This window comes from Vreelandella sp. 21, assembly GCF_050995515.1.
Classification (GTDB): Bacteria; Pseudomonadota; Gammaproteobacteria; order Pseudomonadales; family Halomonadaceae; genus Vreelandella; species Vreelandella alkaliphila.
The window spans coordinates 280,002-299,942 of record NZ_CP194673.1 but is presented as its reverse complement, the minus strand read 5'-3'; the positions used below and the strand labels follow the sequence as shown (position 1 = coordinate 299,942).

22 protein-coding genes are annotated in these 19,941 nt (G+C 54.3%); 4 read left to right on the top strand and 18 right to left on the bottom strand.

What is annotated here, in order from left to right; genetic code table 11:
- Positions 1 to 121: 121 nt before the first annotated feature.
- From ACN06F_RS01460 to ACN06F_RS01450, 3 genes are all read right to left on the bottom strand, one after another.
- On the bottom strand, positions 122 to 700 hold the full coding sequence (locus tag ACN06F_RS01460) for an antibiotic biosynthesis monooxygenase (RefSeq protein WP_095604421.1): 579 nt from the start codon (positions 698 to 700) through the stop codon (positions 122 to 124).
- Positions 701 to 842: 142 nt separating this feature from the next.
- A complete protein-coding gene (locus tag ACN06F_RS01455; RefSeq protein WP_038480615.1) occupies positions 843 to 1,226 on the bottom strand; it encodes a hypothetical protein in 384 nt (127 codons plus the stop codon).
- Between the two features lie 8 nt (positions 1,227 to 1,234).
- Complete coding sequence (locus ACN06F_RS01450) at positions 1,235 to 1,462, bottom strand: DUF2835 family protein (protein WP_084183648.1); 228 nt, start codon at positions 1,460 to 1,462, stop codon at positions 1,235 to 1,237.
- Positions 1,463 to 1,660: 198 nt separating this feature from the next.
- Between ACN06F_RS01450 and ACN06F_RS01445 the strand changes: the two genes are divergently transcribed.
- Entirely contained in the window at positions 1,661 to 2,194 is a 534-nt protein-coding gene (locus ACN06F_RS01445; protein WP_370687194.1) for a putative metalloprotease CJM1_0395 family protein, read from the top strand.
- A 51-nt stretch (positions 2,195 to 2,245) separates the two neighbouring features.
- On the opposite strand, the gene ACN06F_RS01440 is transcribed toward ACN06F_RS01445, so the two are convergent.
- From ACN06F_RS01440 to ACN06F_RS01390, 11 genes are all read right to left on the bottom strand, one after another.
- Entirely contained in the window at positions 2,246 to 2,725 is a 480-nt protein-coding gene (locus ACN06F_RS01440; protein WP_038480610.1) for a C40 family peptidase, read from the bottom strand.
- Between the two features lie 113 nt (positions 2,726 to 2,838).
- Entirely contained in the window at positions 2,839 to 3,468 is a 630-nt protein-coding gene (locus tag ACN06F_RS01435) for a histidine phosphatase family protein (RefSeq protein ID WP_095604417.1), read from the bottom strand.
- Between the two features lie 24 nt (positions 3,469 to 3,492).
- Positions 3,493 to 4,308: a phosphonate ABC transporter, permease protein PhnE gene (gene phnE, locus ACN06F_RS01430; RefSeq protein ID WP_253486437.1), complete on the bottom strand. Its 816-nt coding sequence runs from the start codon at positions 4,306 to 4,308 to the stop codon at positions 3,493 to 3,495.
- A 31-nt stretch (positions 4,309 to 4,339) separates the two neighbouring features.
- A complete protein-coding gene (gene phnE / locus ACN06F_RS01425; RefSeq protein ID WP_095604415.1) occupies positions 4,340 to 5,167 on the bottom strand; it encodes a phosphonate ABC transporter, permease protein PhnE in 828 nt (275 codons plus the stop codon).
- Positions 5,164 to 6,033, bottom strand: coding sequence for a phosphonate ABC transporter ATP-binding protein (gene phnC, locus ACN06F_RS01420; RefSeq protein ID WP_198349530.1), 870 nt, complete (start codon positions 6,031 to 6,033; stop codon positions 5,164 to 5,166). The genes phnE (ACN06F_RS01425) and phnC overlap by 4 nt, the downstream gene beginning before the upstream one ends.
- Before the next feature lie 91 nt (positions 6,034 to 6,124).
- Complete coding sequence (gene phnD / locus ACN06F_RS01415) at positions 6,125 to 7,102, bottom strand: phosphate/phosphite/phosphonate ABC transporter substrate-binding protein (RefSeq protein ID WP_038480595.1); 978 nt, start codon at positions 7,100 to 7,102, stop codon at positions 6,125 to 6,127.
- Positions 7,103 to 7,225: 123 nt separating this feature from the next.
- Positions 7,226 to 8,986 (bottom strand): bifunctional diguanylate cyclase/phosphodiesterase, encoded by a 1,761-nt coding sequence (locus tag ACN06F_RS01410; RefSeq protein ID WP_095604413.1) that lies wholly within the window; start codon positions 8,984 to 8,986, stop codon positions 7,226 to 7,228.
- Between the two features lie 145 nt (positions 8,987 to 9,131).
- On the bottom strand, positions 9,132 to 11,051 hold the full coding sequence (locus tag ACN06F_RS01405) for an alkaline phosphatase D family protein (RefSeq protein ID WP_038480589.1): 1,920 nt from the start codon (positions 11,049 to 11,051) through the stop codon (positions 9,132 to 9,134).
- Between the two features lie 33 nt (positions 11,052 to 11,084).
- Positions 11,085 to 12,449: a sensor histidine kinase gene (locus ACN06F_RS01400; protein ID WP_095604412.1), complete on the bottom strand. Its 1,365-nt coding sequence runs from the start codon at positions 12,447 to 12,449 to the stop codon at positions 11,085 to 11,087.
- Positions 12,446 to 13,120 (bottom strand): winged helix-turn-helix domain-containing protein, encoded by a 675-nt coding sequence (locus tag ACN06F_RS01395; RefSeq protein ID WP_038480583.1) that lies wholly within the window; start codon positions 13,118 to 13,120, stop codon positions 12,446 to 12,448. Before ACN06F_RS01395 ends, ACN06F_RS01400 begins: the two co-directional genes overlap by 4 nt.
- A gap of 11 nt (positions 13,121 to 13,131) precedes the next feature.
- The gene (locus ACN06F_RS01390) at positions 13,132 to 13,467 is read right to left on the bottom strand and encodes a PepSY domain-containing protein (RefSeq protein ID WP_433925100.1); all 336 of its coding nucleotides are present in this window, start codon (positions 13,465 to 13,467) and stop codon (positions 13,132 to 13,134) included.
- A gap of 208 nt (positions 13,468 to 13,675) precedes the next feature.
- Here ACN06F_RS01390 and ACN06F_RS01385 point away from each other — a divergent pair, with 208 nt between their 5' ends.
- Both ACN06F_RS01385 and ACN06F_RS01380 read left to right on the top strand, forming a co-directional pair.
- On the top strand, positions 13,676 to 14,152 hold the full coding sequence (locus ACN06F_RS01385; RefSeq protein ID WP_433924539.1) for a PepSY domain-containing protein: 477 nt from the start codon (positions 13,676 to 13,678) through the stop codon (positions 14,150 to 14,152).
- A 206-nt stretch (positions 14,153 to 14,358) separates the two neighbouring features.
- Positions 14,359 to 15,360 carry a DUF1853 family protein gene (locus tag ACN06F_RS01380; protein WP_433924538.1) on the top strand — a complete coding sequence of 334 codons (1,002 nt, stop codon included), beginning with the start codon at positions 14,359 to 14,361 and terminating at the stop codon, positions 15,358 to 15,360.
- 28 nt (positions 15,361 to 15,388) lie between these two features.
- On the opposite strand, the gene proB is transcribed toward ACN06F_RS01380, so the two are convergent.
- The 4 genes from proB to rplU form a co-directional block, all read right to left on the bottom strand.
- Positions 15,389 to 16,549 (bottom strand): glutamate 5-kinase, encoded by a 1,161-nt coding sequence (proB, locus tag ACN06F_RS01375; RefSeq protein ID WP_231658234.1) that lies wholly within the window; start codon positions 16,547 to 16,549, stop codon positions 15,389 to 15,391.
- 61 nt (positions 16,550 to 16,610) lie between these two features.
- Positions 16,611 to 17,804 carry an Obg family GTPase CgtA gene (gene cgtA, locus ACN06F_RS01370; protein WP_301397248.1) on the bottom strand — a complete coding sequence of 398 codons (1,194 nt, stop codon included), beginning with the start codon at positions 17,802 to 17,804 and terminating at the stop codon, positions 16,611 to 16,613.
- 141 nt (positions 17,805 to 17,945) lie between these two features.
- A complete protein-coding gene (gene rpmA, locus ACN06F_RS01365) occupies positions 17,946 to 18,203 on the bottom strand; it encodes a 50S ribosomal protein L27 (protein WP_009097313.1) in 258 nt (85 codons plus the stop codon).
- 30 nt (positions 18,204 to 18,233) lie between these two features.
- Positions 18,234 to 18,545, bottom strand: coding sequence for a 50S ribosomal protein L21 (gene rplU, locus ACN06F_RS01360; protein ID WP_009723801.1), 312 nt, complete (start codon positions 18,543 to 18,545; stop codon positions 18,234 to 18,236).
- A 285-nt stretch (positions 18,546 to 18,830) separates the two neighbouring features.
- On the opposite strand from rplU, the gene ispB reads away from it, so the two are divergent.
- Complete coding sequence (ispB, locus tag ACN06F_RS01355; RefSeq protein ID WP_038480567.1) at positions 18,831 to 19,835, top strand: octaprenyl diphosphate synthase; 1,005 nt, start codon at positions 18,831 to 18,833, stop codon at positions 19,833 to 19,835.
- The last annotated feature ends 106 nt before the right edge of the window (positions 19,836 to 19,941 follow it).

Sequence of the window (19,941 nt, the reverse complement as noted above, 5' to 3'; positions counted from 1 at the left end):
AGCACTTATTTATCTTATTAAAGAAACGCAAAGAGCATGGCTTAAGGCATTACCAGATCAAAATTAAGCCTATGTTTTAAATCATTTTTAATAATATTAACATGCCCTCATCCATTCTGTACTACGTTCTATGTTCATGACGCCAACGTGACAATATATCTAATGGCGACCATTTCCCTTCCAGCCAAGGGGCAAGTAGGCGCGTTGAAAGTGGAATAAATAAAAACACCATGACAGGCGTCAACATCATCGTACTGACCAGAACACGGGGCACCATGGGCCAGTCCGCCAAGGCACTGCCAAATACCCAGTTAAACAACAGTGAAATGGGGAAAAAAGCCAACCATACGGCGATGGCTTGCTTCCAGCGCGGAGGCGTCGTGCCCGAGCTAGACTGAAACCAAGCATCTAGACCGGTGGCACGGTGCTCATGAGGCGCATCATATAGCCCCTTACCTCGCTGTAGCCATGCATTCCGTGAAGCCGAATGCTCCCAGGCTGTTAACGTATCACTGCTACTAAAGCGGAAAATGATCTGATATTCGTCATCGCTATTGGGGGGTGCCAAAACACCGGACCCCAAATAACCAGGAAAGTCAGCCGCCAAGTCGCGGCCTTCGTTTAACCAACGGTTAAAATCGTGATAACGACCGCTCGCCACTCGACGGGCTACCATTAACGTAACAGGTGAGGCAGACATGATATATCTCCTAATGTAGTCACAGCGAATTGCCGGGTAGGCAAGCTGTTGGCCTTCAGGTGGGTAACCCCAAAAGCGGCACTCGCATTATACAAGCAATGATGATGCCATGTGGTGACAAGAAGTGGTGATAAGGTGATAACTAGTGGCCTGGTAGAGGCTGACGACGTTCGCCCCGCTGAAAAGACCTAACGTGCAAGTAAATATCAATGGCGCTGCGAATTGCATCGGCCTCTAGGGCATCTGGTACCACGATAGGCCCTTCCACTTCGCCTCCTGAGCGCAAAACCCTATCCACATCAGCACGATAGCGTTCTAAAAGGTGTTCTATGTTGATACGCACACGATGCACTTCTAGCGAGAAAGCATGTCTTTGTTCGTTACGCTTAACGACATCCAATGGATTTTCTGCCGCTTCGATTAGGCTCTCCAGCGTATTGAGCACTAATTTTTCGGCCCTATTTAGATTGGGTATAACGGCATAAATGAGCTCATGGAGCGTTAGATTTGCATCGCTATGGTGCATATGCCGAGTCAACTCTTTGAGAGAGGTTGAATGTTGATAAAACGCCCCTGGTCAGAAAATTCCAATCGATAAACGCCATGAACTCCCTCTTGTCCAACTACTCGGCGCAGCGCTTCAGCAGGAAAAATGACCCAGCGGCCATCGACGCTGCGCGTTCGCACGTTCGAGTAGCGCCCTTCGTAATGCGCTAGGCACTCACTTTTTGACAGATGAATAACAACATCAATTATGGGCATGCGAATGATTAACCAAACAATAGCTAAGCGGTCGTTTTAGGCACGACGATTACGTGCTGCGATTCCTTCATAGATGCTCTATGCTAACGCAAACAGCTTATCCTTCGGTAATTGCTTATGGATCTTTCTACCCTAACCCCCTTTGTTTCTTCATATGCGTTACCGCAGCCTAAGGTAAGCAGTACACAGGCTAATCGGATGCCGTCGGAGGAACAGAAAGCTCACGCCTCTGAGACTGCACAAGCAAGTGAAGAGACGGACTCATCCGCCAGTCGCGAAACGACCGGTCCTACGCGCCCTGACGGTACGCCGCTAGCACCTGAAGAGATTCAGTACTTAGAGCAGCTTAAGCAAACTGATCGAGAAGTCCGCCAGCATGAAATGGCCCACCAGACGGTGGGCGGCCCCTATACCGGCGGTGCCAGCTATGAGTACGAAGTTGGGCCAGACGGTAAACGCTATGCAGTTGCGGGTGAAGTACCGATTGATTACGGCCCCGTGCCAGGCAACCCCACGGCGACGATTGAAAAGATGCAAACGGTCATCGCGGCAGCGTTGGCGCCGGCAGAACCCTCTTCTAAAGATATACAGGTGGCGGCTCAGGCAAGACAATATTTATTGGAAGCCAAACTGGAAGCCGCTCGCGAGCAGAGCGAAATGAATGCTGCACGCAGCGCTGGGGAAGCTACTACAGAAGAAGTGACAACAATGCCTGATGAGCAGGCAGCCTGAGCCGTTGGCTTTCCCACATTAGATTGCAATTACTCATCCTATTAATGTCGCTTAGGGTGCTGGTGAAGCAGCCCCTAAAAAACGCTGATTCCAGTAATCGACATCCAGTGGCACGCTGACCACGGCTCGACCGCTACCAGGTGCGTGGATCATTTGCCGGTTCCCACCATAAATGCCTACGTGTGTGGCTTTGGCGCCATCTCCAAAAAACAGTAAATCACCTGGACGTGGCGCATCAACCGAAGGCAGCGCGCGGAACTGATCATCAGCAGTGCGGGGCACGCGGATGCCCGCAGCGCGATAAGTCATTTCCACAAGCCCCGAACAATCCAGCCCCTCCGGAGTATTGCCACCAAAGCGATACGGTGTGCCAATCGCTTGCTGGGCATGAGAGAGAATCAACGCGCGTTCCATTGAAATGCCCGCTTGAACACTTGAGGCGGGAACGGTAGTTATCTCTTTGCTGGCACACCCAGCTAATAGCAGCAGCGTGAATAGCGTTAACAGTGGGGACAGACGGATAAATGGCATACATCGCTCCGGCTCAGCACGTTAGCAATGCTTATATCATGGCCTATGCGCAGCTTACCCGCTACTGATTCGTAGGTGGCTATTACTAACGCACTATGACTAACGCCCTATGACTAACGCCCTATCCACTCTACAAAGGTGGTTTCGCCTAACGCATGGCGCTCATGGCGCAGGCGGCTCATCGCAGCATAGGGTAAGTCCATCACTAAGCCGTTACCAAGCGGCTGCCCCAGCACTTGGCGCAGCAGCGCATTGCAAACAAACAGATGTGCAACCACCAACACGTGCTTACCGGGCGGATTAGCCAACAGCCGCTGCCAGGACTCACTAACCCGAGCATCCAGCGCTGCCAACGTTTCTCCTTCTGGGGGAGCGGCTTGGCAGGGATTAAACCAAAATGCGCTCATCGGCTCGCTGCCCTCATCGGCAAATACCTGGGCATGCGTTTTGCCTTCCCAGCGTCCCAGGTGAAGTTCCGCCAAGTCGTCATCAACTTGTACAGGCACATCAAACTCCTCGCCTAGCCACAGCGCAAATTCGCGGCAACGTAGCAATGGCGAACTGACAATCGCATCGTAAGGTGGCTTGCCCTCTACCGTGTGGCGCATGACGGCATCACTCACTTGCTTCCAGCCCGTTTCACTCAGTGGGTGGTCGGTGCTGCCACGTAGCATGCGCCCGCCGACTGGCTCTCCATGGCGCATAATATCGATGGTGGTGATGTCTGCATTAGGAAAACGCATGGTTTCTGTTCCTCAACAGGCTAACTAAATGATCGCGTGGCGCACACGGGCGGAGACCCACTCGGATACCAGCACCGTGGCAAAAATCATCACAAAGATGACGCTAACTTGGTTCCAGGCAAGGCTGTTAATTGAGGCATTGAGCTGCAAGCCAATACCACCAGCCCCCACCAAACCCAGCACGGTAGACTCACGAATATTAATATCCCAGCGATACACGCTAATACCTGCAAAGGCAGGCATTACCTGAGGCAACACAGCGTAGTTCATCACCTGTAGGCGGCTGGCGCCGGTGGCACTAATCGCTTCAACGGGGGTTGGATGGATCTCTTCAATGGCTTCATAAAGCAGCTTGCCCACAAAGCCAATGGAGCGCAGCGCAATGGCGATAATACCCGCCAAGACGCCAGGGCCAAGAATGGTGACCAACAGCATGGCCCAAATCAGCGAGTTGATAGAGCGCGACGAAACAATAATAGTGAGCGCCAAGCTGCGTATCAGTGGGTGCGGCGTGGTATTGCGTGCCGCTAAAAACGCCACGGGAAAGGCCATGACAATGCCTAGCGCCGTCCCTAACGTGGCAATGTTCAAGGTATCCCACATGGGCTTCCACAGCACATTGGCATACTCCCAACGCGGCGGCATCATACGGCTGATTAAGTCGCTGCCCTGGCGGCCAGCATCTTCAACAAACACCCACATGGTGTTATCAGAAATCACTTTCCAACATAGTAGAAACAGGCTGATGCCTAGAAGCCAGGCAGCGAATTGCAGCCACTGGGCACGGGTAGTGCGCCGCTGCCAAAGCGGTGCCCCTTGGGGAGATGTTGAAACAGGCATATCGTTTCCTCTTATGACAAGTGGCGCGCCGTTACTGTGTCCAGCGGCGAACATAGCTGGAGGCATACTCACTCATCAGTACAATAGCGATGATAATCAGCAGGATGGCAGCAGATGTGCCGTACTCGTAGCGGCTCAACGAGGTATTCAGGGTGGCACCGATACCGCCAGCGCCGACAATGCCAATCACTGACGACTCGCGGAAGTTGATATCCAATCGATACATCGAGAGACCAATTAAGCGCGGCATCACCTGAGGTTGAATGGCATGATTCATGGTTTGCCACCAGCTCGCCCCGGTGGCGCGTACGGCCTCTACCTGTCGCCAGTCGAGGTCTTCAATATCCTCTGCCAGCAGCTTGGCCATAAAACCAATCGTGGCAAACGCCAGGGTCAACATGCCCGCAAACGGCCCGAAGCCGAACATCACCACAAACAGAATGGCGATAATAATTTCCTGAAAGGTGCGCGAAACGGCAATAATCGCGCGGCATACGGCATAAATAGGTAATGGCGAGATATTACGCGCCGCCCCCAGCCCCACGGGAATGGCCAATAACACGCCAATCACTGTAGAGGTTAACGTCATGGTCAGACTTTCCAGCAGGCCAGCGATAATGTCGCTCTGGCGGCTCACGAAGTCCGGCTGCAAAAACGCACCCAGAAAATTGAGTGCGCGTCCGGCCCCTTCCGCCACACGTGCCCAGTTAACTTCCACAGAGGCAAGTGCGAGTACCAGATAAACCATCGCGCCTAGCACCAGCCCCCAACGCACACGCGGGTTATCAATCAGTGGTAAGCGCCGCCAGTGCCCCTCACGCGCAGCCTGTTGGCGCGCCAGTGAATTGGTGCTGCTCATCGCGCGCCCCCACTCGCTAGTCTTTCTAACCGGGACAGCTCGCAACCAGTATGAAGCCGATGTGCTTCGCTCTCTTTCGTATTCTGTTCAGTTTCATCATCGTCGGAGTGTTCTGGGGTGGTATCCCAATCCTCTTCACCATAGATAGTCGTGAGAATCTCACTGGTAAGCTCGCTAGGCTGCCCGTCAAAGACGATTTCCCCAGCCCGCAACCCGACAATACGGTCAGCAAACTGCTTAGCCAGCGCGACGTCGTGAATGTTGATAATCGCGGCCAACTCTCGCTCGGCGCATAGTTCACGGATCAGGCGCATGATCTGGCGCGATGTTTTCGGGTCGAGACTGGCGGTGGGTTCATCAACCAGCAGTAGCTTTGGGCTTTGTAACAGCGCGCGGGCAATACCGACCCGCTGGCGCTGGCCACCGGAAAGCGCATCGGCGCGCTTATCAATAGCGTGGGGTAAGCCAACCCGTTCCAGCAAGCGAAAGGCTTCGGCCACGGCTTCCTGTGGGTAGCGGCGTAAGAAGCTACGCCAGAAACCTACATAACCTAGCTGGCCAGACAGCACGTTCTCCATCACGGTTAAACGGTCAACCAGTGCATACTCCTGAAAAATCATCCCCATGGAGCGGCGTGCATGGCGTAGCTGGTTACCTGATAGTTTGGTCAGCTCTACATCTTCCAAGCGAATACTGCCTTGAGTGGGCTCTACCAAACGGTTAACACAACGAATCAGCGTGCTTTTCCCTGCACCGGATGGCCCGATCAGCGCCATCACTTGGCCCTTAGGTAGCGTCAGTTGTATATCGGTTAACGCACGATCCCCAGTAGGGTAACGTTTGCCAACGCCGGTAAGAGTCAACATGAGAGTGCCCCATTTACGAGTAGTCAGGTACATAGCAATTCGGCCAGAAAGTTGCCTTCCTGGCCGATAGGGTTTCAGAACGACTAACGTGTTAATCGCAGTCGTAGGTCACGCCATTAGCATCGGCAATGGTGCGAATGACCGACCAGTTTTCCTGATAAGTAATCGGGATAAACTGCGCTTCACCGGAATTGGCAAACTCAGTCTCAAGAGCCGTGCCTTCCCAGTCGTAGCTGAAGAAAGCATCCTGAATTTTCTCGGCCAGCTCAGGGTTCAAGTTATTGGCCAGCCCATAGGCGGTGGTGGGGAACGTTTCGGAGGTGTAGATAATCTCGTAATCACCTTCGTTGACAACGCCACGAGAAATCATCCGCGCGCCAACAGAGTTAGCAATGGCAGCAGCTTCGTAGTCTTTGTTTACCACCCCTAAAATGGAGTTGTCATGAGAGCCGGAGAACGCAGTTTCGAAATCCTCACCAGCCTCTAGACCGTACTCGGAACGCAGCAGCGCAGAAGGCGCGCGGAAGCCAGAGTTAGACGTTTCAGAGGTAAATGCCAGCTGGCTGCCTGCCAAGTCTTCAACCGACTCAATGCCGCTGCCGGGATAAGTGATGATCTCCATCTCATAGCCAAAGCTACCGTCTTCAGCAGCCATCATGGCAAAGGGACGGAAGCCGCCGCAGTTAACGGCAACAGGTACACCGCCCGTATTAAAACCAGCCACGTGCAGGCGACCTGCGCGCAGTGCTTCCTGCTGAGCCGCGTTGGACTGAACCGGGAAGAACTGCACACGCTTGCCGGTGGCATCGCTTAAGTGTTCGAGAAAATCCGCCCAAACATCAGCGTATACAGCGGGGTCTTCGACCGGCGTGTAGGCAAAGACTAAAGTATCCGGGTCGACCCACTGAGACTCATCGCTGGGTACGTCAGCAACCATGTCACCGTCATTATCAACATAGCGCGAAGAGAGGTCAGCGGAGGCACTAACGGCTGCTAGCGAAAACGCACTAACCACAGCAGCGCTAATCAACGTACGAGAAAACGATTGAGACAGACAGAGAGGTTGCATACATCACCTGAACGGGTTATTTAACAATGCCGCTATGGTGGTGCCCAATCATGACAGCGAAGGGACATTAAAATGACAAGGTCATGACCCCTCAGTGACAGTTAAGTGAGTAAAAACTCTGTGCTACCTACTCCACGTTGGCACCACACAGCATCCTCGGCGCTCTACGAATAAACTGTTACCCACTATTTTTTTTGCTTGGTGCTTTAACTCGGAAAGTTGCGCGGCAATGTCTAGCGCCTTGCAGCTAGTGGTATCAGTGACCGGCTTAACAGCAATAGAAACACTTACAAAAGGAATAAACATCACCGCACCCTGGCGGTTTTCTATATGGATTCCCCCTTGCTGACGGTCTGCCTCTTCATAAAACCCGGGCGCCATCACTTCAAAAGAGTGCAATATTTGCTGGCAAACGCCCTCCCACTGCTCTAAGGGAAGCAGCATCATAAAGTCATCACCACCAATATGACCGATAAACCCGCCAGCGCTCTCTACCTGCGCCTGAAGCAGACGTGACAAGGAAATAATCACGTGATCGCCACGGGCATAGCCATAAGCATCGTTAAATGCTTTGAAATTATCTAAATCAACGTAGGCGGCCGCAAACCCTTCGCGCTGATCGAGATAAGTGACCAACGTTTCGTTTATCAGAATATTACCCGGCAATCCGGTAAGCGGATTGGCATGACGGGCCTGACGCACCTGAATGGCGGTAATTTCGCGCAATAGGTCCACAATAGTCCCCATTCCCAGATAGCAACCGCGACTATCCACAATAACGAAATCTTCCTGCTCGATATCGCGGCTATCGGTTAGCTGCTGGCTAAGCGCCTCAAGAGACAAATCTGCGTCGGCCACTAGCATTTTAGGGTCCGCAATCTCTAACACCTGACGCTTTGCATACAACGCGTGGCTATAGGGGTTGGTAAATAGCGTTAAAAACGCATTGCGACGCACCACGGCTATTGGCACGCCATCTTCTACCACCGCCACACAGCGTAGGGTTGTAACATCACGAAATCGCTCGGCAAGCTCTGGTACGGAGCACGCCGGCGACACAGCACTTATCGCGCGTAAAATAGAGTGGGCGGTGCGCCCCGCAGGGCCTTTTAGCTGCGTCGTGGCAGGCAGCAGCATGTGCAGCTGCAAGGGCGGCTGAAGACTGGGTCGTGCAAAGTAAAACCCCTGAAGCAACGCCAACCCTCGGTCTAATTCCCATAGACAAAGGTGCTCAGCGGCAGTCTCAACTCCCTCAGCAATTAGTTGGCAGTCTAAGCTGCGCGCTACATCGAGAATCGAGCGTAAGAACTCACGCTTGGCAGGCTCTTGATCAATGCCAGAAATAAAGTGGCGGTCTAGTTTGACGAAATCAGGACGTAGTTCAGACCAATGGCGCAAACTGGAATGGCCAGCCCCTAAGTCATCCAACGCTACTTGAAAGCCCATGTCGCGATAGTGGGCTACTGCTTGACGCATCAGCTCGTAATCATGAATAGGCACATGCTCAGTCAGCTCGATGACTACCCGCTCTGGGGGCAGGCCGCTCTCTTGGATGAAACTCAGCGTTAAGCCTTCACGGAAGTCACGCTCAACAATCGTCAGCGGCATCACGTTCAGAAACAGCAATCCAGGCAGTTCAAGTTCTGCAAAACGCTGAATCGCTAACCGTCGACACAGTAAATCCAGTTCGACTAACAATCCTGCCTGAGTCGCCACCTCAAACAGGCGTAACGGCGAGTGTAGCGGCGATGTTTTCGGGCCACGAATAAGGGCTTCATAGCCATAAATAGCCTGTTGATTGGCATTCACAATGGGCTGAAACAACACATGCAGCTCTTCTGCTGCAATAATCTGGTTCAACCACTGTGCTTCTTGTGCGGTCATATACCTGCTGCCCTATCAAACGTCGCCTGTTCCTTTGATTGTTATAGCTCCAGCTGATTTTAAAGAGCCATCAGGAAAGCATTCGGACAGCAATCGTGCGACATTTCCATGTCGTTTGTATGACACTACGACCAACAGCAGCGGACTAAGAGCGCGGGAGTTCTGACGGTGGAAACACCACATCACCTCCATCGACGTCTAGCTGGCGAATATCCGTTGGGTGGCCCTGTTCATCCAGGCTTACCAACCCAATCCCACTGGCATTCCATAGCCGCTCTCCGGCGCTAGCCCGGTCTGGGTCGCGGGGGTGAATACTTAGCTTGCGGCGCTTGGTGAACCAGTTGAGCGGCGATAACGGCGCATAGAGCCAACGGTTCAATCGGTCAAACGTGTTCAACAGCTGTTGGGGAAACGTATTTTTGATCCCACTGGAGGTAATTTGCCAAAGATGCGGTGCCTGCTTTTGACGACGTACAACAATATCGTAGGCAAATGAATAGTGGACGTCACCAGATAAAATCACGTAGTTACCCGGCGTTTTTGAGTGCCGCCAAATATGCAGTAGTACATTGGCAGCCCCGCGATGCGCCATCCAGTTTTCAGCGTCCACCACCAACGGCTTGCCCGCCAAGGTAAACAGCTTTTGAATGATCTCTATCAGCTTGACCCCAAACATCGGGGCTGGGGAAACGATAACGGCGCTTTTAGTCCCCAGTAACGCTTGCTGCATTTCCATCAGCGCCTCCCAGTCCATTAAACCCGAAGGACGGTTAGGGTTACGCTCGCTACGCCAACGGCGGGTGCGCGTATCCAGCACGATTAGGGCAGGTGTGCCAGGCACCTGGTACTCCCAGCCCTGAAAGCGCAGTAACCGCTCGATGAAATTATCCTGGGCGCTCGCGTTAAGCGAGCTATCCTCTTCAAATAGTGTCGAGGCTTGAAGCAACAGCGGATTAAGCTTATCCGGTGCATTGCCCCATCCCTGACACAATAAATAAGCCACTAACGCATTGCCGATAATACGCTTGGAAAACGGATGGCCGTAGGCACAGCGCTCCCAGTCAGCGGTCAAGTTCCAGTCATCGGTGACATCGTGATCATCAAAGATCATCAGGCTGGGAACGTGGGCCATTAGCCGTGCGCACTGGGGCAGCCCGGCAACAAAGTCGTCAATCACCATCTGCTCTTGCTGATAGGCGTCCGTTTCTTTGTCACCCAACGCTGGCGGTCCAACAGCAATGAGTTGCCAGGGCGTTGGAGACCATACCAGGCAGTACATGGCGAGCATTTCTGCCAGTGTCACTAAGTGGTTTTGCGCATTTGCGGAGGTAAACACAGGCTTTTTAACGCCGCCAAAGAAACGCTCACGCAGCGCAGCGTTACTGGTCACATCCGGCAACAGCGCTTCACGGTGATAATAGCTTTCGGGGGCGGCGTAAAGCGCTTGACTGTCATCTACCGTGGCTCCTTCCAACTGCTCATCTACCAATCCCAAACGCTCAATCAGTGCGTGTACCGCACGCAGCATCGGGCCAGCAACATCGTCAACATAGACTTGGTCACCGGTCATCAGCAGCCAAGCTGGCCACTCTTTAGGGGTTGATTGGCGTTCGGCTAACCAGGTATCTGCCCGTACCAAACCATCGGCGCTGTTGTGATGGGGTTTACGGCACGAACCGTGCATCAACCGGTGATGCCGAGAGGCCAGCACAAAGCCTGGATACGCTTCGCCCTCATGACATAACCAGGGCGCCCAATCCGGCAGGCGTTGCCATTCGCCTTGGGTACCCTGTACCTGCAGATCGTAGGCAATTCGCTCATCGGTGGGCAGTGCGGTCGGCAAGCTCAGGTCAATAAAATGAATATAGGCGTGCTGGCCAATCGCCACGCATTGATGCGACTTATCCAATGGGTGCGTCTGGACACCCACTTGCTCAGGGTAAAGCACCAGTTGCATGGTTAGCGGCCGGGTCGCGACTAGCCACAGCACTAGCCGCGAAGGCGAAAGGCGACGCAGCAGTGGCCCCACCAGTACGTCCGGCAATGTCTTGGCGATTTGCGTCATGTCATTGTCTCTTGGTTAGGTCATGCATAGTAGCTACCGAGCAACCACAGGTAATTCAACAACCACCTCTAATCCACCCGCCTGGGCACGTTGCAGATGCATTTGCCCTTGATACAGCGCGACAAGATCCGTCACGATGGCCAGCCCAAGTCCACTACCAGAACGTTGCTCATCGAGACGTTTGCCGCGCTGCACAGCGGCTTGGCACTCCTGTGCGGACATACCGGGGCCATCATCGCTCACTCGTAGCGACAGCCGTTGGCCATCGGTTTGCAAACGAATGCTCACATCGCTTGCCGCCCAGCGAAGTGCGTTGTCCAACAGGTTACCGACGATTTCCTGAAGATCCTGCCCATCCATATGGACGCGCGCACTGCTGTCTATGTGTTGCTGCAGGCGAATATGACGGCGCTGCGCAAGACGTGTAAGCCCAGTAATCAGCGCCGCCAACGTATCCTGAACGGCAATTGGGGCGAAACGCGCCCCCTCGCCAGCAGCCGATGCCCGCGCTAAGTGGTGACGCACCGCATTGTCGATGCGCGAAAGCTCAACCTCCCAATGAGCGCGGCTTTCACTGGGCAATTGCTTAACCAGCAATCGCATAACGCTTAGCGGGGTTTTTAACGCATGGGCAAGGTTACCTGCGGTATGGCGGCTTCGCTCAATCAAACGCTGGTCACGAATAAGTACGGCATTCATTGACTCCGCTAGCATCGCCAGCTCATCCGGCAGGTGGGTGTCGAGCTGCTCAGCCTGCCCTTGCTCGACGTCCCGGAGATTAGCATTCATGCGTCGCAGTGGTGCCAACCCCCAGCGTACCTGCAGCGCTAGTACACCTAACAGCAGCGCACCCAGGCCCACCAGCCCCAGCCATAAAGCTTGTTGAAATTGTCGAATATCTTCTCGCAACGCATCATCACGGGCGGCAATGCTAACATGCAGCGGGGTTTCCAACGGGGCAAGGTAAATATCTCGCTCGACAATTCGCAACTGCTGGCCTCGCGGGCCGTTCCATGTGCGAGCCGATAGGTTTGTATTATCGACAACCGGTAGGCGCTGATCCCACAGCGAGCGCGACGTTGCCGAAAGCTGGTCATGGTCGGTAATTTGCCAATACCAGCCGGAATAAACCTGTTCAAAACGCGGGTCGCCCAGTGATCGATCGTAACTTATCTGCTGGGCAATCGGGTCAAAGGTAACCCCCGCAATGATCACGTTCAGCGTTGTCTCCAAGCGTTCATCAAAGGCATGAATTGCTGACGTACGATAATGGTGAGTGAGCAGCCAACCCGCCATAGGCAACGCTAGCAACACCATTAACAGTGCCGCCAGTAGAAGACGCAACGTAATCGAACGGGTCGACCAACGCTGAGCCCAACGGGTAATAGCTGGCTTCATGCGCCGGAAGGCTCTTCAGCGAGTAAGCGATACCCCTGACCACGCAGCGTGGCAATCCGCCATGCGCCTAATTTACGCCGCAACCGGCTCACTTGAACATCAATCACGTTGGAGTCGGGCTCATGATCACGGTCATAGACATGTTCAGAGAGCTCACTGCGGCTAACCACGCGCGGGGCAGCATGCATTAAGTAGCTGAGTAGGCGCGTTTCCTGGGCGGTTATGCTAACCGGCCTGCCCGCCAGCGTGACATGCTGGGTATGGGTATCCAGGCGTAGCTCACCCACTTTTAGCACGGGATGGGCATGGCCATGACTACGACGCACCAGGGCACGCAGCCGAAACATGACCTCGGCAGGTTCGAAGGGTTTCGTCACATAGTCATCGGCCCCTGCGGTAAAACCTGCCGCTTTATCAGCCCAGCGCTCGCGCGCCGTCAAAATCAGTACTGGCAGATCAATGCCGTCTTCACGCCACGCAGAGAGCCAGCGCGTGCCTTCACCATCGGGTAGCCCCACATCAAGGATGACCGTGTCATAGGCTTCCGTGCGCACTAGAAAATCTGCTTCCTGGCCATTTTCCGCATGCTCTACCAGCCAATCACCCTCCCGTAGCGCTTGAATAAGCTCACGGGCGAGCGCCTGGTCGTCCTCTACCAGTAAACACTTCATGAATAGCTACCTTATTGGCGGCGCATCTCGTTAATACGCACACCTTCTATTTTCATTAACTGTCCACTATGGCCATCAAACTCAAACTCAACCACTTGATTCTGAGCGCCCAGCAGTTTGATCTCATACTCTACATGGCCATCCTCACGCTCGATCTCTACTTCTATTACCTCGCCGATATAATTAGCCTCAAGCCAGTCCAGAATGGACTCTAAGGGCACGACGTCGCCTCGCTGCACTTCACTGTGCAACGCTTCCCAGTGTTGATCACCAATGGCACTACCGGCCAGCGCAATGGCAAACACCGTGACAACGACGTTCACAGGCAGCGCTTTGCGCAAGCGCATGCGTGGCAGGCGCTGCCAATAACGTGAAAGGGTGAGCGTGAGGGGCATCTTTTTCATCGTACTAGAATGCCAAAAGCAACATGAACGTTAGATGAATGGCTTTGTCAGCTTACGGAAAGAACCGCGGTGTTATAACTGTTTTGCCTTATGACGAATGCTGTCTCATTCAACAGACGACGTCATTCAACAAACCAAGAAGGAATTTGATATGAACGCTATGAAAAAAATATTGCTGATCCCGACCTCTGCACTGCTGTTCACTGCGGCTGCAGGTAGCGTGCAAGCGGATACATTGCCGGTTGATCAGATTGATAGTGTGCTAACCCATGCCATTGACTATGGGTTCACCCATTACGAAGAGATCAGTATTAAGAGCCGTGGCCGTGCCGAGGTTGAAGGCTGGCTTGATGACGAATGGTACGCTGACATTGAATTTTCCATCGATAGTGGCGAAACACTGCAAGAAGAGCGTGAGCGTTTAATTACCGGTGCCTGGGGCATGAGTGAAGATGACATTCGCCAAGCGCTCGAGGTAGCAAGCCAAGAGGGCATGGTCGAATTTGAAGATATCGACATTGATAAAAGCGGCATGATCGATGTTGAAGGTCGCGATGAAAATGGCCGTGAAATAGAAATCAGCCTACGCCAAGGCTCCTTTCAAGTAAGCGAAATTGACCGCGATTAACTGGATAGCACAATCCAGCATTAACTAACGCAAACCATTATGCGGGCCACTTAGGCCCGCTTTTGTTGGCAGCTCATAATGTTTGATACGACAAATAAGCGCCGTAAGTTACTTTTTTAATTAGCCAGTGGGACATTGCCAGCAACGCGCTGTAATGTGGTACGCATCATCAATAGTCATTGACTGTGTACTTCTGGGAGATGCCTTTGACGCTACCCGCCACCGCAGAAGGCGTAAGCGACCGCTTAGAAAACGCGGTATTGCGTGATCTTGCCTGGTTGCTCGCCACGCCTGATTTGATTGAGCTACCGGGACCTATTACCTATCCAGGCAGGCCAACACGCCAGGAGCTTGGCCTAGTAGATTCAATTGATGACTGGTTGGCGAATCTTTCGTCACTAGTGGGTGCGCTAGATGGCCAACTGGCGACACGCATGGGGCACTACCATGAGCGGCTGTGGCACCTGATGTTAGATAACGCGCCTAACACACGACTGCTCGCCAAGAACCTGCGCATTACCCAGCGGCGCAATACCCTGGGCGAACTGGATATGCTCTATCGAACACGGGACAACCCCAACCCCATCCATTTGGAAGTGGCGATAAAGTTCTATCTTGGCCTACCAGAAGGGCCTGGCGATGCCACCTGTCAAAGCCGCTGGATTGGCCCTGGCGGGCTGGATAGCCTGGCGCTGAAATGTAGCCATCTTCGCCATCATCAGTTGCCAATTTCGCGCACTGCCACCGCGCAAGCGATTATCGCCCATTGGCTAGCGCCCAGAGATATAGGCCCCACCCCACCACTCCATCATCCACTGACGCAGCGCCTAGCGATGCCCGGCGTACTGTTTTATCCCTGGCACGCAACGTTACCGCCGCCCAGCGGTGCAACGGTCGATCATCGACGTGGTAAGTGGTGTTATTTAAGGGATTGGCCGCAATTCGCAGCCCAGCGAAGCGAGACACTGAAAATGGCATGGCTAGAGAAGCCTCACTGGCTAGCACCGCCACCATTGGCTAGGTTCTACTCTGCCAAGAAACATATGGCAGACGTGACGCCCCTCATCCATCGCTACGGGCCGCAGCAAGTAGTGCTATACGACCCTCAGGCAAAAGCATTAACTGAGGAAAAGCCGTTTGAGCGGCTAGTCATCGTGCCTGATGACTGGCCACGCCAAGTACCGCTACCGCCCCGTACTCGCGATTAAACAACCAGCTCGTTAAACAACCAGCTCGTTAAACAACCACCAAGTTATCGCGATGGATCAGCTCGTGAGCCTCCACGTAACCCAGAATTGCTTCAATCTGGTGGCTCGGCTGGCCCGCTAACTGACGGGCTTCATCAGCGCCGTAGTTCACCAATCCTTTGGCCACGCGTGCGCCCTGCTCATCCACGCACAGCACCATATCACCACGCTTAAAGCTGCCCTGCACTTCACGTACACCCACCGCCAACAGGCTAGAGCCTTTGCCACGCAGTACATTGACAGCCCCAGCATCCAGCACCAAGGTGCCACGCACCTGCAACTGACCTGCCAGCCAGCGCTTGCGAGCAGCGATGGGCGCTTGAGCTGGGCGCAACAGAGTGCCCAGCGCCTCGCCAGCCATGATGCGGGAAATAACGTCCGGCTGGCGGCCACTGGCAATCACCGTGACCGCACCGGAACGGGCAGCCAATTGCGCAGCACGTATTTTGGTGCTCATGCCGCCGCGGCCCAAGGCGCCTCCACTACCAGCAACAGCGGCTAAGCGCGGGTCGTCGGCACGGCCTTCAGCAATCATTTTGGCATTGGGGTCGTGGCGAGGGTCGGCGTCAAATAGCCCCTCCTGATCGGTGAGCAGCAGCAGTGCATCGGCTTCTAACAGATTGGCTACCAGCGCGCCAAGCGTATCGTTATCGCCAAAGCGAATCTCATCGGTGACCACGGTATCGTTTTCGTTGATTACCGGCACCACACGCATCTCAACTAAGGTACGCAGCGCTGACAACGCGTTGAGATAGCGCTTGCGGTTGGAAAGGTCATCGTGGGTGAGCAGAATCTGGGCCGTTAACATACCGTGGCGAGCAAAATGCTGCTCGTAGCACTGGGTGAGACCGTTTTGGCCTACCGCCGCAGCAGCCTGAAGCTCATGAACGGCACTGGGGCGAGCCTGCCACCCCAGGCGCACCATGCCCGCCGCTACGGCACCCGAGGATACCAGCACAACTTCTTTGCCCTGCTGATGCAGCGTGGCAATCTGGTCGACCCAGCCACCAATGGCCGGCTCATCCAAGCCTCGGCCATCGTTGGTGAGCAGCGCGCTACCAATTTTAACCACCACCCGGCGGGCGCTGCTTAACGCCTCACGGCCGGGCAACTGCTCATTGCTTTCCACGTCGCGACTCTCCCAAGCCATTCCGCTCACGCGTTTGATTCCGTTAACCCTGCTGACGCCACCCATTCGGCCGACGGATCGGTTATGGGGCGTACTCTACCTCGACATCGTAATCATCATCGTCAAAGTCGTCGTCATCTTCATCGTCGTCGTCACGCTTACGGCGACGGCCAAGACGCGCTTCCGTACGGGCCACTGATTCTTCTTCCATGCGGCGGCGCATTTCCTGCTCGCGGGCATGGGCTTCTTCATCTTCATTTTCTAGGCGCTGCTGCTCAGTCAGCCAGCGATACGCTGCCTGCACAAGCTTGTCAGTGCCGTCGCTGCTGATTGCCGAGATGCGGAATACCGGGCCATCCCAGTTCAGCGCTTGGATAATCGCCTGGGCGCGGGCTTCACGCTCATCTTCCGGCAGCAGATCAAACTTATTCAACACTAACCAACGCGGCCGCTCAGAAAGCGCCGGCGAGAACTGGCCTAGCTCATGAATAATCGCCTGCGCCGCTTCCACGGGGTCAGACTCGTCAAACGGCGCCACATCCACCACGTGGAACAGCAAACGTGTACGGGTCAGGTGCTTCAAGAAACGCAGCCCCAAGCCCGCGCCATCAGAGGCACCCTCAATCAGACCTGGCACATCGGCCATCACAAAGTGCTCGTGCATCCCCAGCTTCACAACACCCAGGTTGGGCACCAGGGTAGTGAACGGATAGTTCGCCACTTTGGGTTTAGCCGCGGATACCGAACGGATCAGCGTAGACTTGCCCGCATTCGGCATGCCCAGCAGGCCGACGTCGGCCATTACCTTCATTTCCAGACGCAGGTTGCGGCGGTCGCCTTCAGTGCCCGGCGTGGTGCGGCGAGGCGCACGGTTGGTCGAAGATTTAAAGTGAATATTGCCCAACCCACGGCGACCACCTTCGGCCACCAGTACCACCTGACCGATATCGGTGACATCGGCGATCACCTCAAGGGTGTCCTCATCGATCACCGTGGTGCCCACCGGCACTTTCACATGCAGGTCTTCACCAGCTTTACCGCTCATTTGGCGGCCCATGCCGCCTTGGCCGTTTTCAGCTTTGTAAAAACGCTGAAACTTGAAATCAATCAAGGTATTCAGTGAATCGTCACCAATCAGGTAGACGCTGCCACCATGGCCACCATCGCCACCATCAGGGCCACCTTTGGGCACATATTTTTCGCGGCGAAAGCTCAGACAGCCATTGCCGCCTTTACCTGCCTCAACAATAATCGAGGCTTCATCGACGAACTGCATTGGATTCTCCCGGCCGCTTCCGCCGCCCTAACTGCAATATCCCGCCCATTAATAACAGGCAAAAGGGATCGAAAAGACAAAAAAGCCCCGCCATGGCGGGGCTTTTATTTCGTCATCTTCGCTCTGCGCAACAGCTGTTGCTTAGGCAGAAACGATGCTAACGAATTTACGGTTGTTCGGACCTTTGGTCTCGAACTTCACGAAGCCGTCGTTCAAAGCGAACAGCGTGTGATCACGGCCCAGGCCAACGCCAGTGCCTGCGTGGAAACGAGTGCCACGCTGACGAACGATGATGCTACCCGCGCTGGCTGCTTGGCCACCGAAGAGTTTCACACCTAAGCGTTTGGACTCGGAATCGCGACCGTTACGCGTGGAGCCGGCTGCCTTTTTATGTGCCATTGCAAAATCCTCCTTAAGGGAATCGACTGCTTACGCAGAAATTCCGGTAATTTTGACTTCAGTGAACCACTGACGGTGGCCCTGACGCTTCATGCTGTGCTTCCGGCGACGGAACTTGATGATCGTTACTTTATCGCCACGGCCGTGGGAAACGATTTCAGCGGAAACTTTGGCACCGCTTACTAAAGGTGCGCCAACGTTGACGTCATCGCCGTCTGCAACCAACAGCACTTCATCAAACTCAATCGTTTCGCCGGTAGCGACTTCGATTTTTTCGAGCTTGAGGGTTTGACCTTCTTGAACGCGGTACTGTTTGCCACCGCTTTTAATAACTGCGTACATGTCGCTCTCCGGACTTGTCGTTAATGCCGATTACGCCCCGCGTAATCAACGCTCATCGCCTTCCGCTCTTATCGACCTGCTGCGAGTGGCGCCCCTTTTGGCAGCCATCTGACAGGGAGCATGATGAGTGGGTCGCGAATTATAGCGACTATCGCGGTTTACCACAAGACTACGGGGCATTGTCAATCACACATCACACCACGAACGTCTATCACTACCTTGACGCCTCACAGACAGCCCCATAGCATGGCCCCAACTATCCTACCCCCGCGATGAACGGAACCCATGACAGCCAACGTCTCTCAAACCCCGCCTGCCAGCCCAACGCCTTCACCGCTGCACGCCGTGGTGGCCGATGACTTTGACGCCGTAAACCGGACCATTGTCGCGCAATTGAATTCCAAAGTGCCGCTGGTAGAAACCATCGGCCAATATATTATTGAAAGCGGCGGCAAGCGCCTGCGCCCTTTACTCGTGCTGCTGGCTGCCCGATCACTGGGCTATGAAGGCGACAAACACATCACCCTGGCCACGCTAATCGAATTTATGCACACCTCCACGCTGCTGCACGACGATGTGGTCGATGAATCGCACATGCGGCGTGGCAAAAAAACCGCCAACGATGCCTGGGGTAACGCGCCGTCAGTCCTGGTGGGAGACTTCCTCTATTCGCGCTCGTTTCAAATGATGGTGGACGTAGGATCGATGCGCATTATGGCAATTCTGTCCGGCGCGACCTGCGTGATTGCCGAAGGCGAAGTACTGCAGCTAACCAATATCGGTAACCCCAGCATTTCTGAAGCGGATTACTTTGAAACCATTCAAGGTAAAACAGCGATGCTGTTTGAAGCCGCCTCCCACAGCGGTGCCGTGCTTGCCGACGCCACACCTGAGCAAGAGCGCGCCCTGCAGTACTACGGCCGCTACTTAGGCCTCGCTTTCCAGCTCATCGACGACCTGCTGGATTACCAAGGCGACGCCGAGGCCATGGGTAAAAATGTTGGCGACGACTTAGCAGAAGGTAAACCGACCCTGCCACTGATTCACGCCATGGAACGCGGCACTCCGGAACAGGCCAAGCTAATCCGCCAAGTGATTCGCAAGGGCGGGCTGGAACAGCTCGACGAGGTGCTTGAGATCATAAATGTCACTGGCGCACTGGAATATACCCGCGCACGGGCCGTTGAGATGGCCGATAAAGCCCTGGCCGAACTTGATGCCCTGCCACCCAGCCCCTATCGCGATAGCATGGCTAACATCGCTCGGTTAGCGGTTGATCGCAAAGCATAAAGTCTGCGCAACAAAGCAACCCAGCGCGAAAAAAGGGACTTGAAAAAAACCCTTCGCCTGCGTATGATTCGCTCCGTTGTTGAGCACTGCTTAGCGCGCTTTTAAT